Annotated in this window: 18 protein-coding genes and 1 other RNA gene; 9 read left to right on the top strand and 10 right to left on the bottom strand. The window is 47.1% G+C overall.

Translation table 11 applies throughout. The annotated features are described in order from the left end of the window. Window positions 1-2: 2 nt before the first annotated feature. Window positions 3-713, bottom strand: a complete 711-nt coding sequence (bla, locus tag QM717_RS19055) for a BlaB/IND/MUS family subclass B1 metallo-beta-lactamase (protein ID WP_415039958.1) — start codon at window positions 711-713, stop codon at window positions 3-5. An 8-nt stretch (window positions 714-721) separates the two neighbouring features. Then, complete coding sequence (locus QM717_RS19050) at window positions 722-2149, bottom strand: L-serine ammonia-lyase (protein ID WP_415039956.1); 1428 nt, start codon at window positions 2147-2149, stop codon at window positions 722-724. Window positions 2150-2431: 282 nt separating this feature from the next. Here QM717_RS19050 and QM717_RS19045 point away from each other — a divergent pair, with 282 nt between their 5' ends. Next, a complete protein-coding gene (locus QM717_RS19045; protein WP_415039955.1) occupies window positions 2432-2965 on the top strand; it encodes a hypothetical protein in 534 nt (177 codons plus the stop codon). 48 nt (window positions 2966-3013) lie between these two features. Further along, entirely contained in the window at window positions 3014-3904 is an 891-nt protein-coding gene (locus QM717_RS19040; RefSeq protein ID WP_415039953.1) for an EamA family transporter, read from the top strand. Window positions 3905-3984: 80 nt separating this feature from the next. Here QM717_RS19040 and QM717_RS19035 read toward each other — a convergent pair whose 3' ends face one another. Together QM717_RS19035 and QM717_RS19030 are read right to left on the bottom strand one after the other, a co-directional pair. Then, complete coding sequence (locus QM717_RS19035; protein ID WP_415039951.1) at window positions 3985-5253, bottom strand: amidohydrolase family protein; 1269 nt, start codon at window positions 5251-5253, stop codon at window positions 3985-3987. Then, window positions 5250-6728, bottom strand: a complete 1479-nt coding sequence (locus QM717_RS19030; protein WP_415039949.1) for a hypothetical protein — start codon at window positions 6726-6728, stop codon at window positions 5250-5252. The genes QM717_RS19035 and QM717_RS19030 overlap by 4 nt, the downstream gene beginning before the upstream one ends. 335 nt (window positions 6729-7063) lie before the next feature. Here QM717_RS19030 and dnaK point away from each other — a divergent pair, with 335 nt between their 5' ends. After that, window positions 7064-8953 carry a molecular chaperone DnaK gene (gene dnaK / locus QM717_RS19025; RefSeq protein ID WP_415039947.1) on the top strand — a complete coding sequence of 630 codons (1890 nt, stop codon included), beginning with the start codon at window positions 7064-7066 and terminating at the stop codon, window positions 8951-8953. Between the two features lie 88 nt (window positions 8954-9041). Here the strand turns inward: dnaK and QM717_RS19020 are convergent, their stop codons facing one another. Further along, window positions 9042-9425: a hypothetical protein gene (locus QM717_RS19020; protein WP_415039945.1), complete on the bottom strand. Its 384-nt coding sequence runs from the start codon at window positions 9423-9425 to the stop codon at window positions 9042-9044. Beyond that, a complete protein-coding gene (locus QM717_RS19015) occupies window positions 9425-10144 on the bottom strand; it encodes a carboxypeptidase-like regulatory domain-containing protein (RefSeq protein WP_415039943.1) in 720 nt (239 codons plus the stop codon). Before QM717_RS19015 ends, QM717_RS19020 begins: the two co-directional genes overlap by 1 nt. Window positions 10145-10272: 128 nt before the next feature. Here QM717_RS19015 and QM717_RS19010 point away from each other — a divergent pair, with 128 nt between their 5' ends. Next, window positions 10273-10944, top strand: coding sequence for a hypothetical protein (locus QM717_RS19010; RefSeq protein WP_415039941.1), 672 nt, complete (start codon window positions 10273-10275; stop codon window positions 10942-10944). 142 nt (window positions 10945-11086) lie between these two features. Here the strand turns inward: QM717_RS19010 and QM717_RS19005 are convergent, their stop codons facing one another. From QM717_RS19005 to QM717_RS18995, 3 genes are all read right to left on the bottom strand, one after another. Further along, a complete protein-coding gene (locus QM717_RS19005; protein WP_415039940.1) occupies window positions 11087-11929 on the bottom strand; it encodes an alpha/beta hydrolase fold domain-containing protein in 843 nt (280 codons plus the stop codon). Between the two features lie 55 nt (window positions 11930-11984). Further along, entirely contained in the window at window positions 11985-12854 is an 870-nt protein-coding gene (locus QM717_RS19000) for an alpha/beta hydrolase fold domain-containing protein (protein WP_415039938.1), read from the bottom strand. A gap of 190 nt (window positions 12855-13044) precedes the next feature. Further along, window positions 13045-14100: a glutaminyl-peptide cyclotransferase gene (locus QM717_RS18995; protein WP_415039936.1), complete on the bottom strand. Its 1056-nt coding sequence runs from the start codon at window positions 14098-14100 to the stop codon at window positions 13045-13047. A gap of 87 nt (window positions 14101-14187) precedes the next feature. Between QM717_RS18995 and ffs the strand changes: the two genes are divergently transcribed. The 5 genes from ffs to fsa all read left to right on the top strand — a co-directional run bounded on the left by ffs (window position 14188) and on the right by fsa (window position 17968). After that, window positions 14188-14286: signal recognition particle sRNA small type (ffs, locus tag QM717_RS18990), an RNA gene on the top strand. 308 nt (window positions 14287-14594) lie between these two features. Further along, on the top strand, window positions 14595-14999 hold the full coding sequence (locus QM717_RS18985) for a hypothetical protein (protein WP_415039934.1): 405 nt from the start codon (window positions 14595-14597) through the stop codon (window positions 14997-14999). A 144-nt stretch (window positions 15000-15143) separates the two neighbouring features. Further along, a complete protein-coding gene (locus QM717_RS18980; RefSeq protein WP_415039932.1) occupies window positions 15144-15941 on the top strand; it encodes an SDR family oxidoreductase in 798 nt (265 codons plus the stop codon). Between the two features lie 88 nt (window positions 15942-16029). Next, window positions 16030-17103, top strand: coding sequence for a T9SS type A sorting domain-containing protein (locus QM717_RS18975; RefSeq protein WP_415039931.1), 1074 nt, complete (start codon window positions 16030-16032; stop codon window positions 17101-17103). Window positions 17104-17311: 208 nt separating this feature from the next. After that, entirely contained in the window at window positions 17312-17968 is a 657-nt protein-coding gene (gene fsa / locus QM717_RS18970) for a fructose-6-phosphate aldolase (RefSeq protein WP_415039929.1), read from the top strand. A 90-nt stretch (window positions 17969-18058) separates the two neighbouring features. On the opposite strand, the gene QM717_RS18965 is transcribed toward fsa, so the two are convergent. Next, window positions 18059-19519 (bottom strand): TlpA family protein disulfide reductase, encoded by a 1461-nt coding sequence (locus QM717_RS18965; RefSeq protein WP_415039928.1) that lies wholly within the window; start codon window positions 19517-19519, stop codon window positions 18059-18061. Between the last annotated feature and the right edge of the window lie 142 nt (window positions 19520-19661).

Below are 19661 nucleotides of genomic sequence, written 5' to 3'. Positions count from 1 at the left end.
TCTTATCGTTTTTTGTATTCAGAAAGCAATTGCAAGGTGTGTTGCAAGCCTTGGTTGCTTTGCCAGCCTTGGTGTCCGGGAATTACAAATCGGGCGTCGGGAAATTGGGCCAGGGTTTTTTGTACCGATTGTGGCCAGGCCTTCACATCGGCATCCGACAGATTGCCCAGGTCGGGGCTTTCGGTACTTTTGACAAAACAGCCGCCGTGCAAGACGCGGTCTTTGCCAAACCAGACGACAATGTTGTCCCTGCTGTGGCCGGCTCCGGGATAAAACGTTTGGATTTTATAGCCGCCGATGGTAAATACCGTATCTTTTTCAAACGTAAATTGTGCTTGTTGCTCGTTGTTCTTCTTGCACAACTGGAGGGTGTGTTTGGAAGAATAGGTCTTGATGCCGATTGATTTGAGGTAATCGAAACTGCCCGTACGGTCGGCGTGGAAATGCGTGGCCAAGCACAAAACTACTTTTTTGCCGTGGCGCTTCTGGATCGAGTCGAGCAGTGGTTGGCATTGTGTTTTATCCCAAGGCGAATCGATGAGCACGACGCCTTCATCGGTGACCAGGTAAGTGCCATTGGCCGGATAGGGATGGTCGCCGCCCAAATCATGGTAAGTCGTATAGGTGTACAAATCGCCGGTCAGGTGATTGATGTCAAGCTGGGCGTGGCAGGTACCGATCGCCAAAAAGAAGAAAAATAACCAGCGCATCATTGATTAGATTAACAGTCGGCCATATTGACCGCGACCGCAAGACCGCCCTCCGAAGTTTCCTTGTACTTCGAGTTCATGTCCTTGGCCGTTTGCCACATGGTGTTGATGACTTTATCGAGTGGAACTTTGGCGTTCTTGGCATCGGTTTCGAGTGCGAGTTCTGCTGCGTTGATGGCCTTGATCGCGCCCATCGTATTGCGTTCGATACATGGAATCTGTACCAATCCGCCGATCGGGTCGCAGGTCATGCCGAGGTGGTGTTCCATCGCAATTTCAGCGGCCATCAAAACCTGTTCTGGCGTGCCGCCCATGACTTCGCACAGTGCGCCCGCGGCCATCGCCGAGGAAACCCCGATTTCTGCCTGGCATCCGCCCATCGCCGCCGAGATGGTCGAGCCTTTCTTGAAGATGCTGCCGATTTCGCCGGCCACCATCAGGAATTGCTTGATTTCTTTTTCGCCGGCCTGGTGGTTTTCGATCACGCAATAATACATCAAGACCGCCGGAATTACGCCCGAGCTGCCATTGGTTGGCGCAGTGACGACACGGCCCAAAGCGGCGTTGACTTCGTTGACGGCCAACGCAAAGCACGACACCCATTTGAGGATTTGCCGGAACTTGACCTCGGTTTTGCGAATGGTTTCAAGCCATTCCTGCGGATTCGAATAATTGGCGAGCCCGATGAGGTTCTGGTGCATGTCGAAGGCGCGTCGGCGCACGTTGAGTCCGCCCGGAAGCGTACCTTCGGTATGGCAGCCGATGTACATGCATTCGAGCATGGTATGCCAGATGCGCATCAGTTCGCGGTCGATTTCTGCTTCGGAACGCATCGATTGTTCGTTCTCGTAGACGATTTCGGAAATTTTTTTGTTTTGCTGAATCGTGTATTGCAACAATTCTTCGGCATTCTGTATCGGATACGGAAACGCGCATTTGATCGCTTCCTTTTTCTTGGCGTTCGGTCGGTCTTCCTTGACGACAAAGCCGCCGCCGATCGAGTAGAATGTCGAGGCATATTCCTGGTCGTCATTGGTGTAGGCCGTAAAGGTCAAACCATTGGCATGGAACGGCAGGAAGTTTTTGTTGAAAACGATGTCCATCAGGAACGAGAACGGGATCTTGATTTCGTTGCCGAGGCGGATTTCGTTGTTGTTTTCGATGTCCTTGATGATGGTGGAAATGCTGTCGATTGGGATGTATTCGGGGTCTTGGCCGCTCAGGCCGAGCATCACGGCGAGATCGGTGGCGTGTCCTTTTCCGGTCAGCGAAAGCGAACCATAGAGATCGACCTTGACGCGTTCGACTTTGGACAGTAGGTTTTCCTGACGCAATTCGGCCAAGAAACGTTCGGCGGCGCGCCACGGTCCTAGCGTGTGCGAACTCGAGGGGCCGACGCCTATTTTGAGCATGTCAAACACCGATATACATTCTTCCATAACAAAGCAGATTTGAACACAAATATAGCAGAATGTTAGCAGTTATCGCATTTCGCGCCGTTAAAAAATAGGAATGTGCTAAAATTCAATTCAATAACTAATAATTATTCAAAAGATAATGATTTGGTCATTTTTGGAACGACTATTGGTTGGCGGCGTTAAGTCATTTTTAACATTTGGGTTATGGTATCGGTTCGGAGTTTACGTTTGTTGGGTTTGTTGGGATTTTTGTTGTTGTTTGCGCCGTTTTATGACCATTGCGATGGAATGCGGATGAAAAAGATGCGTGAACTTCCGGCAGAAGAAGCGCCAATAACCGAAGAAGTAATTAATGACAGCTTGTACGTCGCTGCGGATACGATTTCCTCTCAAGATATAGAAATCAATCAGGCGATTGATGAACCATTATTTGATAGAATTTATGAATGTATTGATGACATTGACTCTGAAAGTGCTTTTGAAATCGTACAGATTGAAATCAGTATGTTGCAAGATATAACAGGCGACTATTTTAAGGAAATTAAAAAAGAAGATACTATTGGAATAGTTTGTCTTCATTTGAAAAATATTTGTTTCTTTTTTGTTCTTCCATTGACTTTACTTCAATTCATTTATTCATTTACAAACAGAAAACAAGTTCGTTATAAACTGATAAAATTCAATTTAATTGCTTTGATTTGTTCAATAGCATTTCTTTTTGGAGATGGAACGCTCGACCACTTCAACCAAATCAAATGGGGCTATTACACTTTCACCATCAATCAAATCCTCATTTTTATTCTTTCCCGAAAACTGTTAAAACCACCGCAACAATAAACCGAGATTGAAGACCAACTGCCTATCTTTGCAGCCAATCATCAATCCATGCAAACCAAAAAATACTTCCTGGCAGCCATCGGCGCCTTTACCATCTGGGGTTTTTTCAGCCTCGCGCTCAAGCCGCTACACGATTATCCGTCGCTTGACATTTTGTTTTACCGTGTGTTTTATGCGGCGACCTTGCTGCTGTTGATCAACCTGGTTTTCCGAAAGAAGGCATTGCAGAATGACCTGACCGTTTTTAAAAATTTCGACCGCAAGCAGAAAGTCAAGATGCTCGGATTGACGATTCTCGGTGGATTTTTACTGATCGTCAATTGGTTTCTGTTCATCTATGCTATCAACCATGTCAGCCTCAAATCGGCGTCGTTTGCCTATTTGATTTGTCCGATCCTGACGACGATTCTGGCGTATTTCATCCTGAAGGAACAACTCGGCAAATGGCAATGGTTTGCGGTTGGATTGAGCTTCATCAGTTGCGCGTTGCTGGGTTTTGAAAGCCTGCGCGATTTAATATTTAGCCTAGTGATTGCGCTCACGTTTGCCATTTATTTGATTTCACAACGCAAGAACAACCAGTTCGACCGATTTGTAATCTTGACCGTTCAGATGGTGATCGCGTCGGTTGTGATCTTGCCATTTTTCCCGACTTATTCAGGCGTTGTTCCCGCCGAATCGGTGTTTTGGGTCATGATGAATTTCATCGTGATCTTGTTTACGATTATTCCGTTGTTCTTGAATTTGTATGCCCTCAAAGGCATGAACTCGGCGACGGTCGGGATTTTGATGTACATCAATCCGATGATCCACTTTTTGCTCGCGGTGTTTTATTTCCGCGAACCGGTCGAGCAGTTGGAAGTGGTGTCGTATTCGTTGATTTTACTTTCGGTCATCGTCTTCAACAAGGAAGTTTTGTTTAAGTCCCGCAAGCCCTAGCCCTGATGGAAGCGGCATCCTTTTGCGGCCGCAGCGCAGCGCAGGCCGCAAAAGATAAAGCGAACAGCGGGAATTAGCTTCTAATAATATTTACTGTTCAAATACTGGTTCGTATTGATCTTGGCGATCTGGTCCCACATACTCACGTTGCCGTGGCCCGTGAGCGGAACCGCGCTCGCGAACGTCTTGAAACGGTTGTAGGTATTTTGTTCCTCGGTCTCGATTTCGGTCATGAAGAAATCGGTGCCGTACAGGACTTTGTTGCCGTACGGTTTGTTGGCTTCGAGGTAGAACATGTTGTACAAGAAATTGTCCTTTTCGACAGCCCCTTCGGCCACATCATACGAAATGTCGGTGTAGGCGCCCGGATAGTGCGCGATGATTTCCTGGATTTGCGTAAACCAATTCTTTTTCGCCACGCCGTACGGTATTGATTGCTGTGGATTTTTGGCCGGGATGATCGAGGCGCGGATCTGGTCGACGCCGCCGAAATGGGCGAAACAGACTTTTAGGTTGGGCAATTTGTCGAGCATCGTTCGGTAGCTGTACGGTTCGAGGAAATAGGAACACGAATTTTTGCAATTGGCCGTTTCCTGTCCGCCCACGATCCATTTCTTGAAGTTCTTTTCGGTGATGAATTTGGGGCCGGCATAAAAAGCGTTGGCGTAAGGGTCGAAAGAAACGAGGTTTTGTTCGATGACCGCCTTGCTGTAATTGAAAATCCCGCCGAGGTAATAGCAATGCGACATGACCGGGACGCCGTTGGCCGCGGCCCATTCGAAGGTTTCCTTTAAACGATAATCGAAGGCATAAAAACCGGTGCTCGGGTAAATCTTGAGCCCGGCAAACGGATAGATGCTGCGGCCGCCCGATTCGATGCGCGTCTCGAAATAGCTTTCGACGGTTTTGCGCAGTTCGCTCCCGGTGTTTTTCCAGCGTGGGTCGATGCCGAGAAAGATTTGCATGCGGTCGGGATATTGTCGCTTGATGTCGATGACTTGTTGGATCTGGCCTTCGAAACCCGATTTGGTCTTGCCCGCGCCGATGTAATCCATGTTGAGCGTGAGCGCGATCATTTCCATCGATTTGTCGGTGTAGCGGTCGAGCAACTCCTCGAACACGTTGAGTTGGCTTTTGCTTTTGCCGATGCGCAGGAATCCCGCGTAGCGTTTGCCCTGGTCGCCAAAACTTTGAATGAGTTTCTGTATCATCCAAGCGCCGGCCTGGGTGTTGGTGGCGGTATCCAAAGCATTTGAAATCGGTTTGGGCATGTAGAGGTTGAGAAAATTCTCGGGTGCGTTGTCCATCGTAAAAATATGGCTGTGGACGTTTTTATACAGGTCTTTCATGTCGTTTTGCTTTTAATCGGGTTGGCTTTTTTGAGGAGGTCGAACCAGAACGGCGCACCGACGCTCGCGGCAAACGCACTGGCAATGAATCCGAGGCACAGCAGGACAAAATCCCAGACTCTTTCCATCGTGGTGGTTTGAATTGTTTGGCGCGCTTCCTTGTCCTTTTGCGCTTTTTTCTCGGCTGCGATCAGGGATTCGTTGATCGAATCGGCCTTCTTTTCTAAATAGCAATAATATTTGCAATCCTTTACAAGGGTTGAATCGGAAAGTCGGACACTATCACAGGCGGTCAATTCGAATCTTTGCTTCCCGGTTCTTTTGACTGTATCGTTGAACCGAAGCAGCACGGTTGATTTGGTCTTCTCCGGTTTTGATTTTTCCTTTTCTAATAAGATCAGCAGGATGGAATCACGGTATTTGCGTATAACCAGGGAAGTGAGGCTATCTCCCCGGTACTTCACTTTTTTATTTTTGAGCAATATTTCGTTGAGCTTTAGGGTGTCGCTGCACGTCTTTGGGAAGTACTGTTTTTTCTTTTCATAATTCCATCCAATCGGAATCTTATTGGCTTTGGTCAGGCTATCGATGCTGAACTGAAAGGCTTTGATGTCGGCTTTGACCGAATCGAGCTTGGTTGAATCCTTGGCCAATTGTTGTTGCAATTGTTCGGTCTTGATCCTGGCGGCTGACGACGTATCGGTTGGCATATCGATAACCGACATCTTGATTTTGTGGTCGTATTTATTGGCCAATTGCTCGAGCGCCACCTTGTTTTTTTGGTAATAGGCGATGACGGCTTTGCGCGCAGTAGGGTTGTCGTTGTAGTACTTGAAAAGCGTGACACTGTTGATGTTGAGCGCTACACTAATGATCAAACCGAGAAAAAACAACCGCATCTTGGTCGCCTTGCCATACCAGATGGAAGTGCGTGTGCAGAGTTGGGCATACCAGTCGCTGATGTCCTCGATGAGCTGTTTGTAAACGAGGTCTTCATTGAGCAGTCCATCGGTAGTGGCCTTGATCCTTGCCTTGGTCAGCGCACTTTTGAGAAAATCAATCACACTGCTGGGCAGCAGGATTTTGGTTCCATACTCGAAATCGCTGAGCAATGGGTTGTTGAATGTCGGTTGGTAATTCGGGTCGCCGTTCTTGGAACTCTGTACCAAGTGGGCATTGGCGACGACTTCGATGAGGGCTTCGGAGAAAATCTTGGGCGTGATTTCCGAAGCGGGTTTGTTGTGTTCACGGCTCAATAAATCAACGGCGCTGTTGGTGTAGAGCATCGAGCCCCAGTTGATTTTGTTCGGGTTGTCGTACAATTGCTGGAGAATGTACTTCTTGAAAAACCGTCCGCGTTCGCTTTTGATCTGGACGAGCGTTTCGTGGATCATGCTGCAGAAGATGGCAAACAGCGCCCAACTGATGATGATCGACAGCCCGACTTCTACAATCGGTAAAGAAAAAATATCCATGTCAGAAATGTTTGTTTGTGCTTACTCTTTAAGGGATTTTCGGCCTGCTCCGGATTATTTCCTGGCGATTTCTGTGGTATTTGTTTGTAACCTGTGGCATTTGGTTGATTCAAATATAGTTCAAAACTCATTTGGATGTACTGGTTAATTGCCTAGTTTTCAACAATTTTTTACCTAATTGCCGAGTATTCATAAAGTCAAAAATGTCATCTTGTCATACTTTTAATCCGCCTAAACTGACAATTTTAACATTTTCGGCGCATGGCACAACAATTGACTAACGCCCGACGAAAGTTTAAAAAACAATTCAACAACAATATAAATTAATAAATAAAATGGGTAAAATAATTGGAATTGACTTAGGAACCACCAACTCTTGCGTAGCCGTAATGGAAGGCTCGGAGGCAGTAGTAATCCCTAACTCAGAAGGAAAAAGAACAACGCCATCGGTCATCGGTTTTGTCGAAGGTGGCGAAATTAAAGTAGGTGATCCTGCCAAACGCCAGGCAGTGACCAATCCTACCAAAACGATCGCTTCGATCAAGCGTTTCGTAGGTCATACTTACGAGGAAGCAAAAGAGGAAGCGACCCGCGTACCATACAAAGTCGTCAAAGGTGACAACAATACGCCACGCGTTGACATCGACGGCAGAATGTATACCTCGCAGGAATTGTCTGCGATGACGTTGCAGAAAATGAAAAAAACGGCCGAAGATTACCTCGGGACTACCGTTTCTGAAGCGGTCATCACCGTTCCGGCTTACTTCAACGACGCGCAACGCCAGGCTACCAAAGAAGCCGGTGAAATCGCAGGTTTGAAAGTCATGCGTATCATCAACGAACCAACGGCTGCGGCTTTGGCATACGGACTCGATAAAAAAGGACACGACCAAAAAATCGCGGTTTACGATTTGGGTGGTGGTACTTTCGATATCTCGATCCTCGAATTGGGCGACGGTGTTTTCGAAGTATTGTCAACCAATGGTGACACACACTTGGGTGGAGACGATTTCGACCAGGTGATCATCGACTGGCTCGCCGACGAATTCAAGGCAGAAGAAGGAATCGACCTGCGTCAGGATCCGATGTCTTTGCAACGTCTCAAAGAAGCGGCCGAGAAAGCGAAAATCGAATTGTCATCGGGTGCAGAAACCGAAATCAACTTGCCATACGTAACCGCTACGGCTACAGGACCAAAGCACTTGGTGAAGAAATTGTCGCGTGCGAAATTCGAGCAATTGGCTGATTCACTCGTGAAGCGTTCAATGGAACCGGTTGCGAAAGCGTTGAAAGATGCCGGTTTGTCTAAATCGGACATCGATGAAATCATCCTCGTTGGAGGTTCAACCCGTATCCCAAGAATCCAGGAAGAAGTAGAGAAATTCTTCGGCAAAAAACCGTCAAAAGGGGTGAACCCGGATGAAGTAGTAGCCATTGGCGCTGCGATCCAGGGCGGTGTTTTGAGCGGAGATGTAAAAGATGTATTGTTGCTCGACGTAACGCCATTGTCGCTCGGTATCGAAACCATGGGTGGCGTAATGACCAAATTGATCGAGTCAAATACAACCATCCCGACCAAAAAGTCGCAAGTATTCTCAACGGCAGCCGATTCTCAACCATCGGTTGAAATCCACGTGTTGCAAGGCGAGCGTACTTTGGCTTCCGACAACAAAACGATCGGACGTTTCCACCTCGATGGTATTCCACCGGCCCCGCGTGGCGTTCCGCAAATCGAAGTGACTTTCGACATCGATGCCAACGGGATCATCAAAGTTTCGGCTACCGATAAAGGAACCGGAAAATCGCACGACATCCGTATCGAGGCTTCATCTGGCTTGACCGCGGAAGAAATCGAAAGAATGAAGAAAGACGCCGAGGCCAACGCCGACGCCGACAGAATCGCCAAAGAAAAAATCGACAAGCTCAACGAAGCCGACAGCATGATTTTCCAGACGGAAAGCCAGTTGAAAGAGTTGGGTGATAAATTGTCGGCCGACCACAAATCGGGTATCGAAAGTGCTTTGGAAGAACTCAAATCGGCACACCAGTCGCAGGATTTGACTGCCATCCAAACCGGACTCGACAAAGTCAACGCTGCCTGGAAAACCGCTACCGAAGCGATGTACCAACAAGGCGAACAAGGCCAACCGCAAGCCGATGCACAGCCGCAAGGCGAGGCGCAGGGCGACAACGTCCAGGACGTCGATTACGAAGAAGTGAAGTAATTTTGCTTATTATAGAAGAAAGAAACCGGATTGGAAACAGTCCGGTTTTTTTATTGGAACAGACGCCTGATTTTCCAATAGACACGCCTCAAGAATTTGCCCTTGCGGCGACGGCTTGTTTTTTTCGCACAAACGATGCGAGGCTGTCTGTTTGGATGGTTTGCGTTTGTTCCTGCGCGTAGAGCGGGTCATTTCCGGAATTGAAAATCCCCAGAATTCCTGCGATTCCGGCGGTCCAGATCGTCGATTTTTTTCTGTGGACCACCAATTCGCGATCGAGTTGCGTAGGGCTGAAACGGCCGCATAGATTTTCGCCCGAACTGATTTTTTCGGCAATCGTGCGGTCGGATAATTGGGTGAAATCGTAAACCGTTTTTTGGCAGGCAAGACAAAAACGGCCTTGGGCTTCTGGCGTCATGTTGCTCCAGTTTTCGTGACAGGGTTGGGGAATGTGTATTTTGACCGGATGCATTACGAACGCCATTTAAGGGTGAAAAAACGATTGATGCTTTGGAACATTCGTCCGAAAAAGGTGCGCTTTTTGGGTTCGATTCCACCAGTGTAAACATCTCCGGATAAAAATTCGACACGGGAATCCATTTCGATATTCAAAACGGTTGTGGTGTCGCTAACGGTAATGATGCAGTTGTGGTAACCGATAAACGAAAATTCGATCTGGTCTCCAGTCTTAGCCTTAATCTTGAATAGTCCATCGAAATCGGTAAGCGTACTGTCTAGCGTGCGTTTGTTGACCACATTGGTTGACGGCATGGCAAGCTTGCTTTCGGAAACCGTTCCCGAAATTATCCTTTCGGTATCAGAATCGGTCGCAACTTCACCCAATTTTGCAGAAAAGTTTTGACGGTCGGTTTGTAGGGTCGCTGGTTTCTCTTGTGCCAATATTTTTTGGTTTCCAAGTGTCAAAAAACCTAAAATACCGGCAACTCCGGCCGTCCATATCGTAGATTTCTGTTTAGGGACGATCAATTCGCGATCGAGTTGAGAAGCCAAGAACCGTCCACACAAATGATCGCCGGAATTAATTTTTTCAAAAATCGCCCGGTCGGATAACCCGGTAAAATCGATCACCGTTTTCTGGCAGGATTGACAAAACCGGCCTTGTGCGTCGGGTGTCATTTCGCTCCAGTTCTCGTGGCACGGCTTGGGGATATGGATTTTCGTTTGGCTCATGATACCAAAGATAGCATTTCGGGGCATTGGGTTGGTAGCGTTTAAAAAATCTCGCTGTTAAAAACGACCGAGCTTGTTTATCGGATGCTTTTTTTTGTAAATTCGGAAACTTTGAAAAACAACCTCCTATGAAGAAAATAGCTTTATTGCTCGTCGCCCTGATGATGGTTTCGACGGCATTCGCCCAAAAATCAAAGAAACCGGCCAAAGGTGCGGCCAAGGTCAGCAAAACAGTCATCGGCAAAGGGCCGAACATGACCGCAGAATTGATGAAAGGCAAGGACGCCTATCGTTTGTACCTGCTCGTCGGTGTGGGTAAGAAAGTCGATACGGTTTCATTGGAACGTTATGCTTTCGATCCGAAGGCGGCCGATCCAAAAATCAAGAACCTGCCGGAAAATCTGACCATTACACCTTTTACGGCCAAAGGCGTGAAACTGTACAACATCACTTGGATCGAAAAATCGCTGACCGAGATCCCGGACAAAAAAGAAGACGCCACGCGTACGGTATCGCAAATCTGGAACCTTGAAACCAAAGCCCAGATTTATAGCAATGTACAGACCGCTACCAAAATCACCGAAATCCTTTATTTGGATAAGGGGAAAAACGCCTCACAAACCAGCGAAAAGATGCGCAATGAAGGTTTTGCATTGACGGTTACCCCAGAAGGCGATCTCGTGCTCAAGAACAGGACACAGGAAAACCGCATGGGCTATGATGCCGCTACCGATAAATATGTGGCCATCAAGACGGCGCCGCAACCCGGACTCGCACCGGCAGGGAAAAAGAAGAAATAGACCGCTGCGCTGCAAGAGCCAAGACCGCTTCGCTACAAGACAAGAAAAGAGTCAGGAAAATCATTTTTTACCTGACTCTTTATTTTTTTATTCGTCTTGGTTCTTGCAGCGCAGCGGTCTTGCTTCTATAAGCGTTAGCGGTTTAAAAATGTGCAGCCAGGAAAAGTGCCAATTTCGAATTGATGTCCTGGCTCTGGGCAAACGTAAAATTGCCATGCGCGGCTTCATAAGTAAAACGTTGGTTGGCGATTCCGGCAGTGTTCAATGCCGATTCCAGTCGTGTTCCCTGCGAAGGCGGAACCAGCGGATCGAGATTTCCCAAGAATTGGATCGTCGGTGGATCGTTGGCATCCACATGTGAAATCGGGCTGACTTCGGTAACGGTTTCCGCGCTTGGGTCTGGGCCGGCGAGATAGGGGAAATAAGTCGTTTCGAGTTCGGTGCCCACGTAGGCCGGATCGTTGAAATCGGTTGGGCCGACAATGCTGCAAACCGCTTTGACGCGGTGCTCCGGGTCGAAATTATAGGCATACAGCATCGACAAATGTGCGCCTGCGCTGATGCCCAGGAAAGCATAATTTTTTGAAATCGCATAATCGCCGCTGTGGTCGACCAAATGTTCGATCACCGATTGGATGTCGTTGATTTGCTTGGGATAGGCCGGACTCTCGGCAGTGGCCAACCGGTATTCGACGTTGACAATCGCAAAGTCGGGAAATTGCAAACGTGCAAAGGCGATGCCCGCGGTCATGTCGTCTTTCGAGCCGCCAATCCAGGCGCCACCATGTACCATAATGAGTACTTTGGTCGTAAAGGCATTGCGGCCTTCGGGAAGATAGATGTCGATGATTTGCTGGTCATCGGGTCCGTAATGTACGTTGGATAAGGTTTGTGCCGGAAGCACAACCGTTTCATTTTTGCTGTCGTCCGAAGAACAATTCCACAGCACGACAGCCAACAACAATAAAAAATATTTTTTACTCACAAGTTTAATGTTTGTTTTTTGGTGTTCGTGAATCTTCGATTTCATCTGAATTTTTTTAGAACGCTAAGTTAAAGAAATTCGTCATTCGATCTTTAATCTCGTCCATTTGTTGTTCGGTGCAATCGGTATGGCCCATGTCGAGCTGGTAAAATTCGTTGTACACCAGAAATTGGCTGAGCTTGTTGTGCAGGATTTCGCCTTGCGTGGCCGGTACCAGATTGTCCTTCGAGCCATAAATCAACAAGGTCTTGGGGGTAAACAAATTGATGTAAGTGGCCGGGCTGATTTCATTGTAGAGGAGCGGGTTCGATTCGTAGTTGGGATAATCGCCCACAAAGTAAGGCAGGCCGGTATCGAACAAATCCCTTTTTTCGGCATACGACGGATCGCTGAAATCGCTCGGACCTACCATACTGCAAACCGCTTTGACCTGATGCGCGCTGTCGTGACGGTAGGCGTAAAGCATCGACAAATGCGCGCCGGCACTGAATCCAATCATGGCATATTGACGCGAAACGTCGTATTCCTGCGTGCGGTCATTCATGTATTGGATGGCCGCCTGGATGTCCTGGACTTGTTTTGGATAGCCAATGCTGGACAAGGTCCCGAGTCGGTAATTTAAATTGATAATTGCCGCTTCGGGGAATTTCGTCTTGAGGTAAACCACGATAAAATTGAGGTCGGCCTTGTCGCCCGAATACCAGCCACCGCCGTGTACAACCACAAAAACTTTGGTCAATAACGCATTGCGGCCCTTGGGCAGGTAAATGTCCATCACTTGTTGGTCATCGGGACCGTAGTGTTCGTTGAGGATTTGTTTGGCCAGTTTGGGCGTGGTAGGCGTAGTGTAGTCTTCTTTTTGATCCGAGGAATCGCAGCCAAATAATACAAACAAGAACAAGCAGTAGGTCAGCATCTTTTTCATTTTTCCGAATTTGAGGTTATGGGCAAATATAGAACGCCGAAAACCTGAAACTATTACAAATATTGCTGATTGTCTTATATAATTTGGTGAAAAATGTTTAATCGTTTAACCGTTGAATTGTTTAATCGTTTAATCGTTAAATTGTTTAATCGTTTAACTGTTTGATCGGAAGCGCCAAAGAAACAATCCACTACTCAGAAACCCTGATCTCAAACATCTTGTCCCAATACTTTCCGGTCACGAAAATGGTCTTGGTCTTCGGGTTGTAGGCGATGCCGTTGAGCACCTCGGCATTTTTGCTTTTGACTTCTTTGCGCAGCGCCGACAAATCGATCGCGCCCACGACAGAACCCGTAGCAGGGTCGATAATCGCGATCACATCTTTCTGCCAGATGTTGCCGTAGATTTTACCATCGATCCATTCGAGTTCGTTGATGGCTTTTACTTTGTCGCTGCCGGTGTAGACCTTGATGTAGTCGGTCAATTTATGGGTATTCGGGTCCATCGTCCAGATCGTTTCGGTACCATCCGAATGGTAAATGTTCTTGCCGTCATTGGTCATTCCCCAACCTTCGATCTTGCGGTCATACTGGAATGTCTTTTCCTGTTTCATCGTGTTGGCGTTGTAGATGAAGCCCGTGTTTTCTTGCCAGGTCAACTGGAAAATCTTGTCGTTGATGACCGTAATTCCCTCCCCAAAATACTGCGGATCCAAATTGACCTGCTTGTACGCAAAGCCCGTCTTGTAATCGAACTTTCGGAAATACGAACCGCCTTTCTGGCCGGTACTTTCAATCAAGGTATCGCGGAAAAATTCCAAGCCTTCGGTAAACGCTTTCTCGTCGTGCGGATAGGTATTGACCACGGTGTATTTGTAAAACTTAGGCTGTACGGGCGAAATCACTTCGATACGGCCATCGGAAACTTCTTCGGGAGTCGTATTGCCGTCGAAATACACCAGCGCCTTGATGTTCTGGTAGCCGAGTTTTTTGCCCTTCAGATCGATAGACAATTTGTCGAGCTGTTTTTTGGAAACAAATTTCACATCATTGAGGTAATACACGACGCTGTCCACTGTTTTTCCTTCGGGATTGAGCACCAAAATGCCCGCCGTTTCATCGGGTTTGTATTGTTCGTCTACGGTCGATTTGTCGAAACTGAAATATTTTTTGTCTTTGTCCTGGCAGCCGCCGGCAACAAGCAATATACTTAACGAAATGAGGGATAAGAAGTTAGGCGATTTCATGGCGATTTTTTAATGGTATTTGTATTTAAAGCGAACGATTCTGCGGGTTCGCCCTTGCGAAAATACAAAAAGATTGTATATTTGCAACGGCAAGTCCTACACGACCAGCTCCTGCAGAATCCTCCAGGGTGGGAACACAGCAAAGGTATGCGGTTGTAGCGGTGCGATGTAGATCGCTTGCCACTTTTTTTTAAATTTGTGGTCTTCCTTCGGGAAGATTTTTTATTTTTATCAGGAGCTAATTCCGGCTATTCGTTGCAATCTTTTTGCAATTCCGCTGCGCTGCATTGAAGATTTCGCTTCGTTGCACTCCGCGTAATCCAAAAAGGATTTCCACTGCTATCCGGGCTAGGGCCGACCGTTCAAAATTCGTTGATGGACATTCGTCATTCAATCTTTTTTCGAATGTCGAACCGCAGAACAACGAACGTCGAACCCCGAAGTTCAAAACCAAATCAAACACCAATTAACGTTCAACCTAAAAAAAACCAACCATGAAATTGAAAACCTTATTAATCGCATTGCTTTTCACAACAGCGGCTTTCGCCCAGGACGATGTCAAGGCCAAATACGCCGCATTCCAGAAAGAACTCGAAGCCTACCGTTCGGATCCTTTGGTTTCTTCCGAGAACAGCACGATCAAGCCCGCACCTTGTGGCCAGTACAACCTCAAGTTTATGGTCGTCGGCCAAGGTTTCGATGAGAAAGTGGCCGTTCCGCCGGCACGCAAACTGTGCGGCGATTTGAACAAATACGACAAAAGCAAAAATCCGAACCCGAACCCGGATTGGGACTACGAAATCAAGCCCATCGGCAACCGCTATTACATCATCCGTGCGGACAAGAAAGGCGCACAGGGATTGCAGGAATTTTATTATTACGAACGCGTTGTGAAGTAATTAGAAAATGAGTCAATGAGAAAATGAGATAATGTTGGAGAAACGTTGATTCTTATTTTTGACGTTTCAATAATCATCTCATTTTCTAATCATCTCATTATCTAATTTTCTAATTTTCTCATTGTCATATTGTCACATTAAAAAATGAAAGTCATCCTCATCACCGGCGCCTCCTCGGGCATCGGCAAAGCCATAGGCGATTACCTGCACCACAAAGGTTTTGTCGTGTACGGCACGAGCAGAAATCCCGAGCGCATCACCAATTCTGTTTTTCCGTTGCTCAAGCTCGAAGTTCGGGACCCTGAAAGCATCCGTCACGCCATCGCCGAAGTCATTCGTATTTCGGGACGTCTTGATGTCGTGATCAACAACGCCGGTGTGGGCATACTCGGTCCGCTCGAGGAAATCCCAACCGACGAAATCCGCAATAATTTCGAAACCAATCTCTTTGGCCCGATCGAAGTCATCAAAGCTGCCTTGCCACAGATGCGCGCACAACAATCGGGGCTCATCATCAACATCACTTCGATTGCCGGTTATATGGGATTGCCGTACCGCGCGGTCTATTCGGCCTCGAAAGGCGCGCTCGAACTCGTCACCGAGGCATTGCGTATGGAAGTCAAGCCGTTTGGTATCGAGATCACCAATGTGGCACCGGGCGAATTTGCGACCAATATCGCCGACCACCGTTACCATGTTCCGGTTTCTACGGCTTCGGCTTACAGTTCGTACGGTAAAACCATTGAGGTCATCAATTCACAAGTGGGCGGTGGCGACAACCCGATCAAGATGGGCGAGGCGATTTATGGCATCATCCAAACGGCCAAGCCCAATGGGCATTACAAGGTGGGGCCTTTCCTGTCGAAATTCTCGATCGTGCTCAAACGCATTTTGCCCGATAAGATGTACGAAAAGATGCTGATGAACCACTACAAATTGTAATTCGTTACCGATTTTCGGTTTTCTGTAGCAAATCAGTCAACCTTTTGCCCAAAACTGCATCCTGTCAATAACTTAAACTTGCATCAGGATGATCATCAGAAAAAAAATTACACTTGCGCTGCTGTTGCTTTGCCTTATCGGTGCATCGGCACAGGAAACCAAAAAGGTATTGTTCCTGGGGAACAGTTATACCTATGCCAATAACCTTCCGCAAATGATTGCCTATGCGGCCGAATCGACAGGGAAAAATCTGCTGTTTGATATGCATGCCCCGGGCGGCTATTATTTGGGTCAGCATTTGACCAATGCCGTGTCGCTCGAAAAAATCGCGGTCGGCAATTGGGACAACATTGTTTTGCAGGACCAAAGCCTCGCGATGGCCTATCCCGGTTATTTTATGAACGGCTTGCCCAGCAGCAGGGCGTTGGACAGCATCATCAAACTGCACAATCCGTGTGTACAGACCATGTTCTTTGCGACTTGGGGCCGAAAAAATGGCGGTACGCACGTGTGTGGCGAGCCGTATTGCGATCCGCCCGAAGTAATTGTACGCGATTATTTTCAGATGGACAGCGACATCGAGACGCATTACCAATTTTTTGCCGATTCGTTGAAATCATCAATGGGGCCGGTTGGCGCAGTATGGCGGTACATCCGGCAAAATTACCCATCGATCGAATTGTTTGAGCCCGATGAAAGCCATCCTACCTTGGCCGGAAGTTATGCCGCGGCCTGTTGTTTTTACGCCGTGATTTTCAGGAGCGATCCGAGTTTGATCACTTTCGACGGATGGATTCCTGCCCCGCAGGCGGCGGCGATTCGAAATGCCGCCAAACTTGTCGTTTACGATCAGTTGCTGCAATGGAATGTGGGCCTGTATGACGATTTGCTCGATAAAAGCTGCTGGAAATTGGGAGTACCCAAAAAAGAAACGACCCATTGGAAAATTTTCCCGAATCCCGCAACGGATGTGCTGCATTTTGTGGTTCCTGCTTCGGCACTCAAAAATGAAATGGCGATTTACAACAGTTTGGGTGTTTTGGTCAGAAGCATATCAATCGAACAGGAAGTTTTTAAGGTTGATGTAAGTGATTTGCCGGTTGGTTTGTATGGTATTGTAATAGCCGGTTTTGAGGAATCTTTCAAGTGGGTTAAAAAATAAGTGCGTGGTGCAAGTTCCAAAGTTGCAAAGATTCAAAGTTAAAACTTTCGGGAACTGGATTTTAATTGTAATTTCGCGGCGCGTTCACGATTGCGTTAGGGATTCCTTCGGCAGTCGCTTCGCTCGTGTGAGGCAAGCACCGCGTGCAGCCGATAGCCCGGCCGAAGGCAACGCCCAAAAAAAATACACAACATTTAAATACAAAACCATGAAATTTTTTATTGACACGGCCAATTTGAACGACATCAAGGAAGCACAGGCGCTGGGCGTTCTCGATGGCGTGACCACGAACCCGTCATTGATGGCCAAGGAAGGCATCACCGGAAGAAACAACATTTTGAAGCATTACGTTGACATCTGCAATATTGTGGATGGCGATGTGAGTGCCGAAGTAATTGCGGTCGATTTCGAAGGCATGATCAAGGAAGGCGAGGAGCTGGCCGAACTGTACGAACAGATCGTTGTGAAAATCCCGATGACCAAAGATGGCGTAAAAGCCTGTAAATATTTTTCGGAGAAAGGCATCAAGACCAATGTGACTTTGGTGTTCTCGGCGGGTCAGGCTTTATTGGCTGCGAAAGCGGGTGCGACTTATGTTTCGCCTTTTATCGGTCGTTTGGATGATGTTTCTACCGATGGTTTGAACCTGATCCAGGAAATCCGCGAGATTTATGACAACTACGGTTATGAGACCGGAATCCTGGCCGCTTCGGTACGCCATACGATGCACATCGTAAACTGTGCGAAAATCGGTGCCGACGTGATGACCGGGCCATTGAGTGCGATCCTTGGTTTGCTCAAGCATCCGCTTACCGATATTGGCTTGGCGCAGTTCTTGGCCGATTTCGAGAAAGGAAATAAATAAATTGATAATTAACAATTGACAATTAAAAAAGCGGTTTCAATATGAAGCCGCTTTTTTTATACTGTAAACTGAAAAAAAGTAAACATTGAATTATCGCGAGGCCAAGGCGTGTTGGTGTTCTTGCTTCTTGACAATCGGTGCGTTTTTGAGGTCGTCTTCGAAATTGAGGTTGAAGATATTGGTAAACGCATTTTTGATTTTGCCGTTGCTGTCGAGGATGATCGTGCGGTGTACCTTCGTGATGGCCCATTTGGCCTTGATGTCTTCGAAATCCTTGCAGCGCAATTCGACGATGCCACCGAATTTGTATTTGCCCAAGGTGTTGACCCATTTTTGCTGGTCTTTGTCGAGGTTGATCGCAACGAATTGGTAATCGGGATGCTTGGCCTTGAAATCGAGTACTTTTTTGTGGACGGCCATCAGGTGTGACACCAGGTTTTCGCTCCAGAAAAACAGCACGGTTTTTTGGGTGGCGATGGTGTTGGAGGAAACCGTATTTCCGTTGGCATCGACCAATTCGACCTCAGGTAAGGCATTGCCCACGGTGAGTTGCTGGATCGCGTGGCCGATTTTGAGGATTTCGTTTTTCTTGCTTTTGTCGGTCGAGTATTTGTGGTAGGTCTCGAAAAACTTCTTGTTGTTGACCATGTTCTGGTCCTCGAGCAGGTAAGTGAAGGCGATGCTGTTCAGGATGATGTTCTTGACCTTTTCATTTTTGATCAGCGTATCGGCGATGTTGAGTTTGTTGATGTTGGTCTTGAGTGCGAGGTCGACTTCGGTAAAGTGGTTGTGGTAGTTGATCGCGGCCTCGTTGTTGAGCATGTGCGTCAGGTAAGAAACGAAGGGCGAATAACCTGAAAGTTTGGCATTGTTGAAATCAATCGATTTGCGGAAATCGTAATATTCCTTAGGCAATTTCTCGACCACATCTTCACCCGTCCTGATCTTGTGCACCTGTGGATAAATCTCTTTCTTGGAATAATGGTGGAAATCGAGCGTGGCCTTGGCGTAGGCATCGAAATTCTCGTCCCATTTGAGTTCCTCTTTTTTGGCGAGGTAGAATTTTTCGCGCGATTGATACGAGGAGTCGATATTTTGGACAAACTTATCGACATCATAATCGAAAATATCAAAGATCTTGCTGCGGTCATCCTCATTCTTGAGGTAGAGTTCCATCAGGAAATTGTTCTTTTGGTCGCCGCGTCCGCAGAATACGATCGAATTGTCAAAGTCACGCGCATTGATGTGCACCATGATGCTGTCGTTCTTGTCGAAATAGACGTATTGGTATTCGGGCTCGTTCTTGAACGTGTACATGCCCGGTGTGAGCGAATCGAACTTGATGAAGAAACGGTTGTTGGCGTCGAGCTTGATGCTGTCGATCACTTCGGAATTCCTACAAAACAGCACATACGGGCTCGTAGGATTGGTCACCTCGCCGCCAAAATAGGCTGTGTAGTTGTCGCCTTTGAAGCCTTTGTTGCAGGAACAGAACAGGCTGAGCGCGGCAGATGAAAACATCAGATAGTGAAGGACTTTGTGTATATGCATATATCAAAAGCTTGTAAACAAAAATATCCAGTTGGTTTCATAATTTTTGTTAAGGCATAGTTAAATAAAGAAGGCTTATTTTATTGGTATTCAAGGCTGAAATATGCCAATTTTTTTTATATTTTTGCGCCGCAATTTAAAT

It is taken from the genome of Flavobacterium sp. (genome assembly GCF_047602195.1).
GTDB lineage: Bacteria > Bacteroidota > Bacteroidia > Flavobacteriales > Flavobacteriaceae > Flavobacterium.
This window is presented reverse-complemented; position numbering and strand designations above follow the sequence as displayed.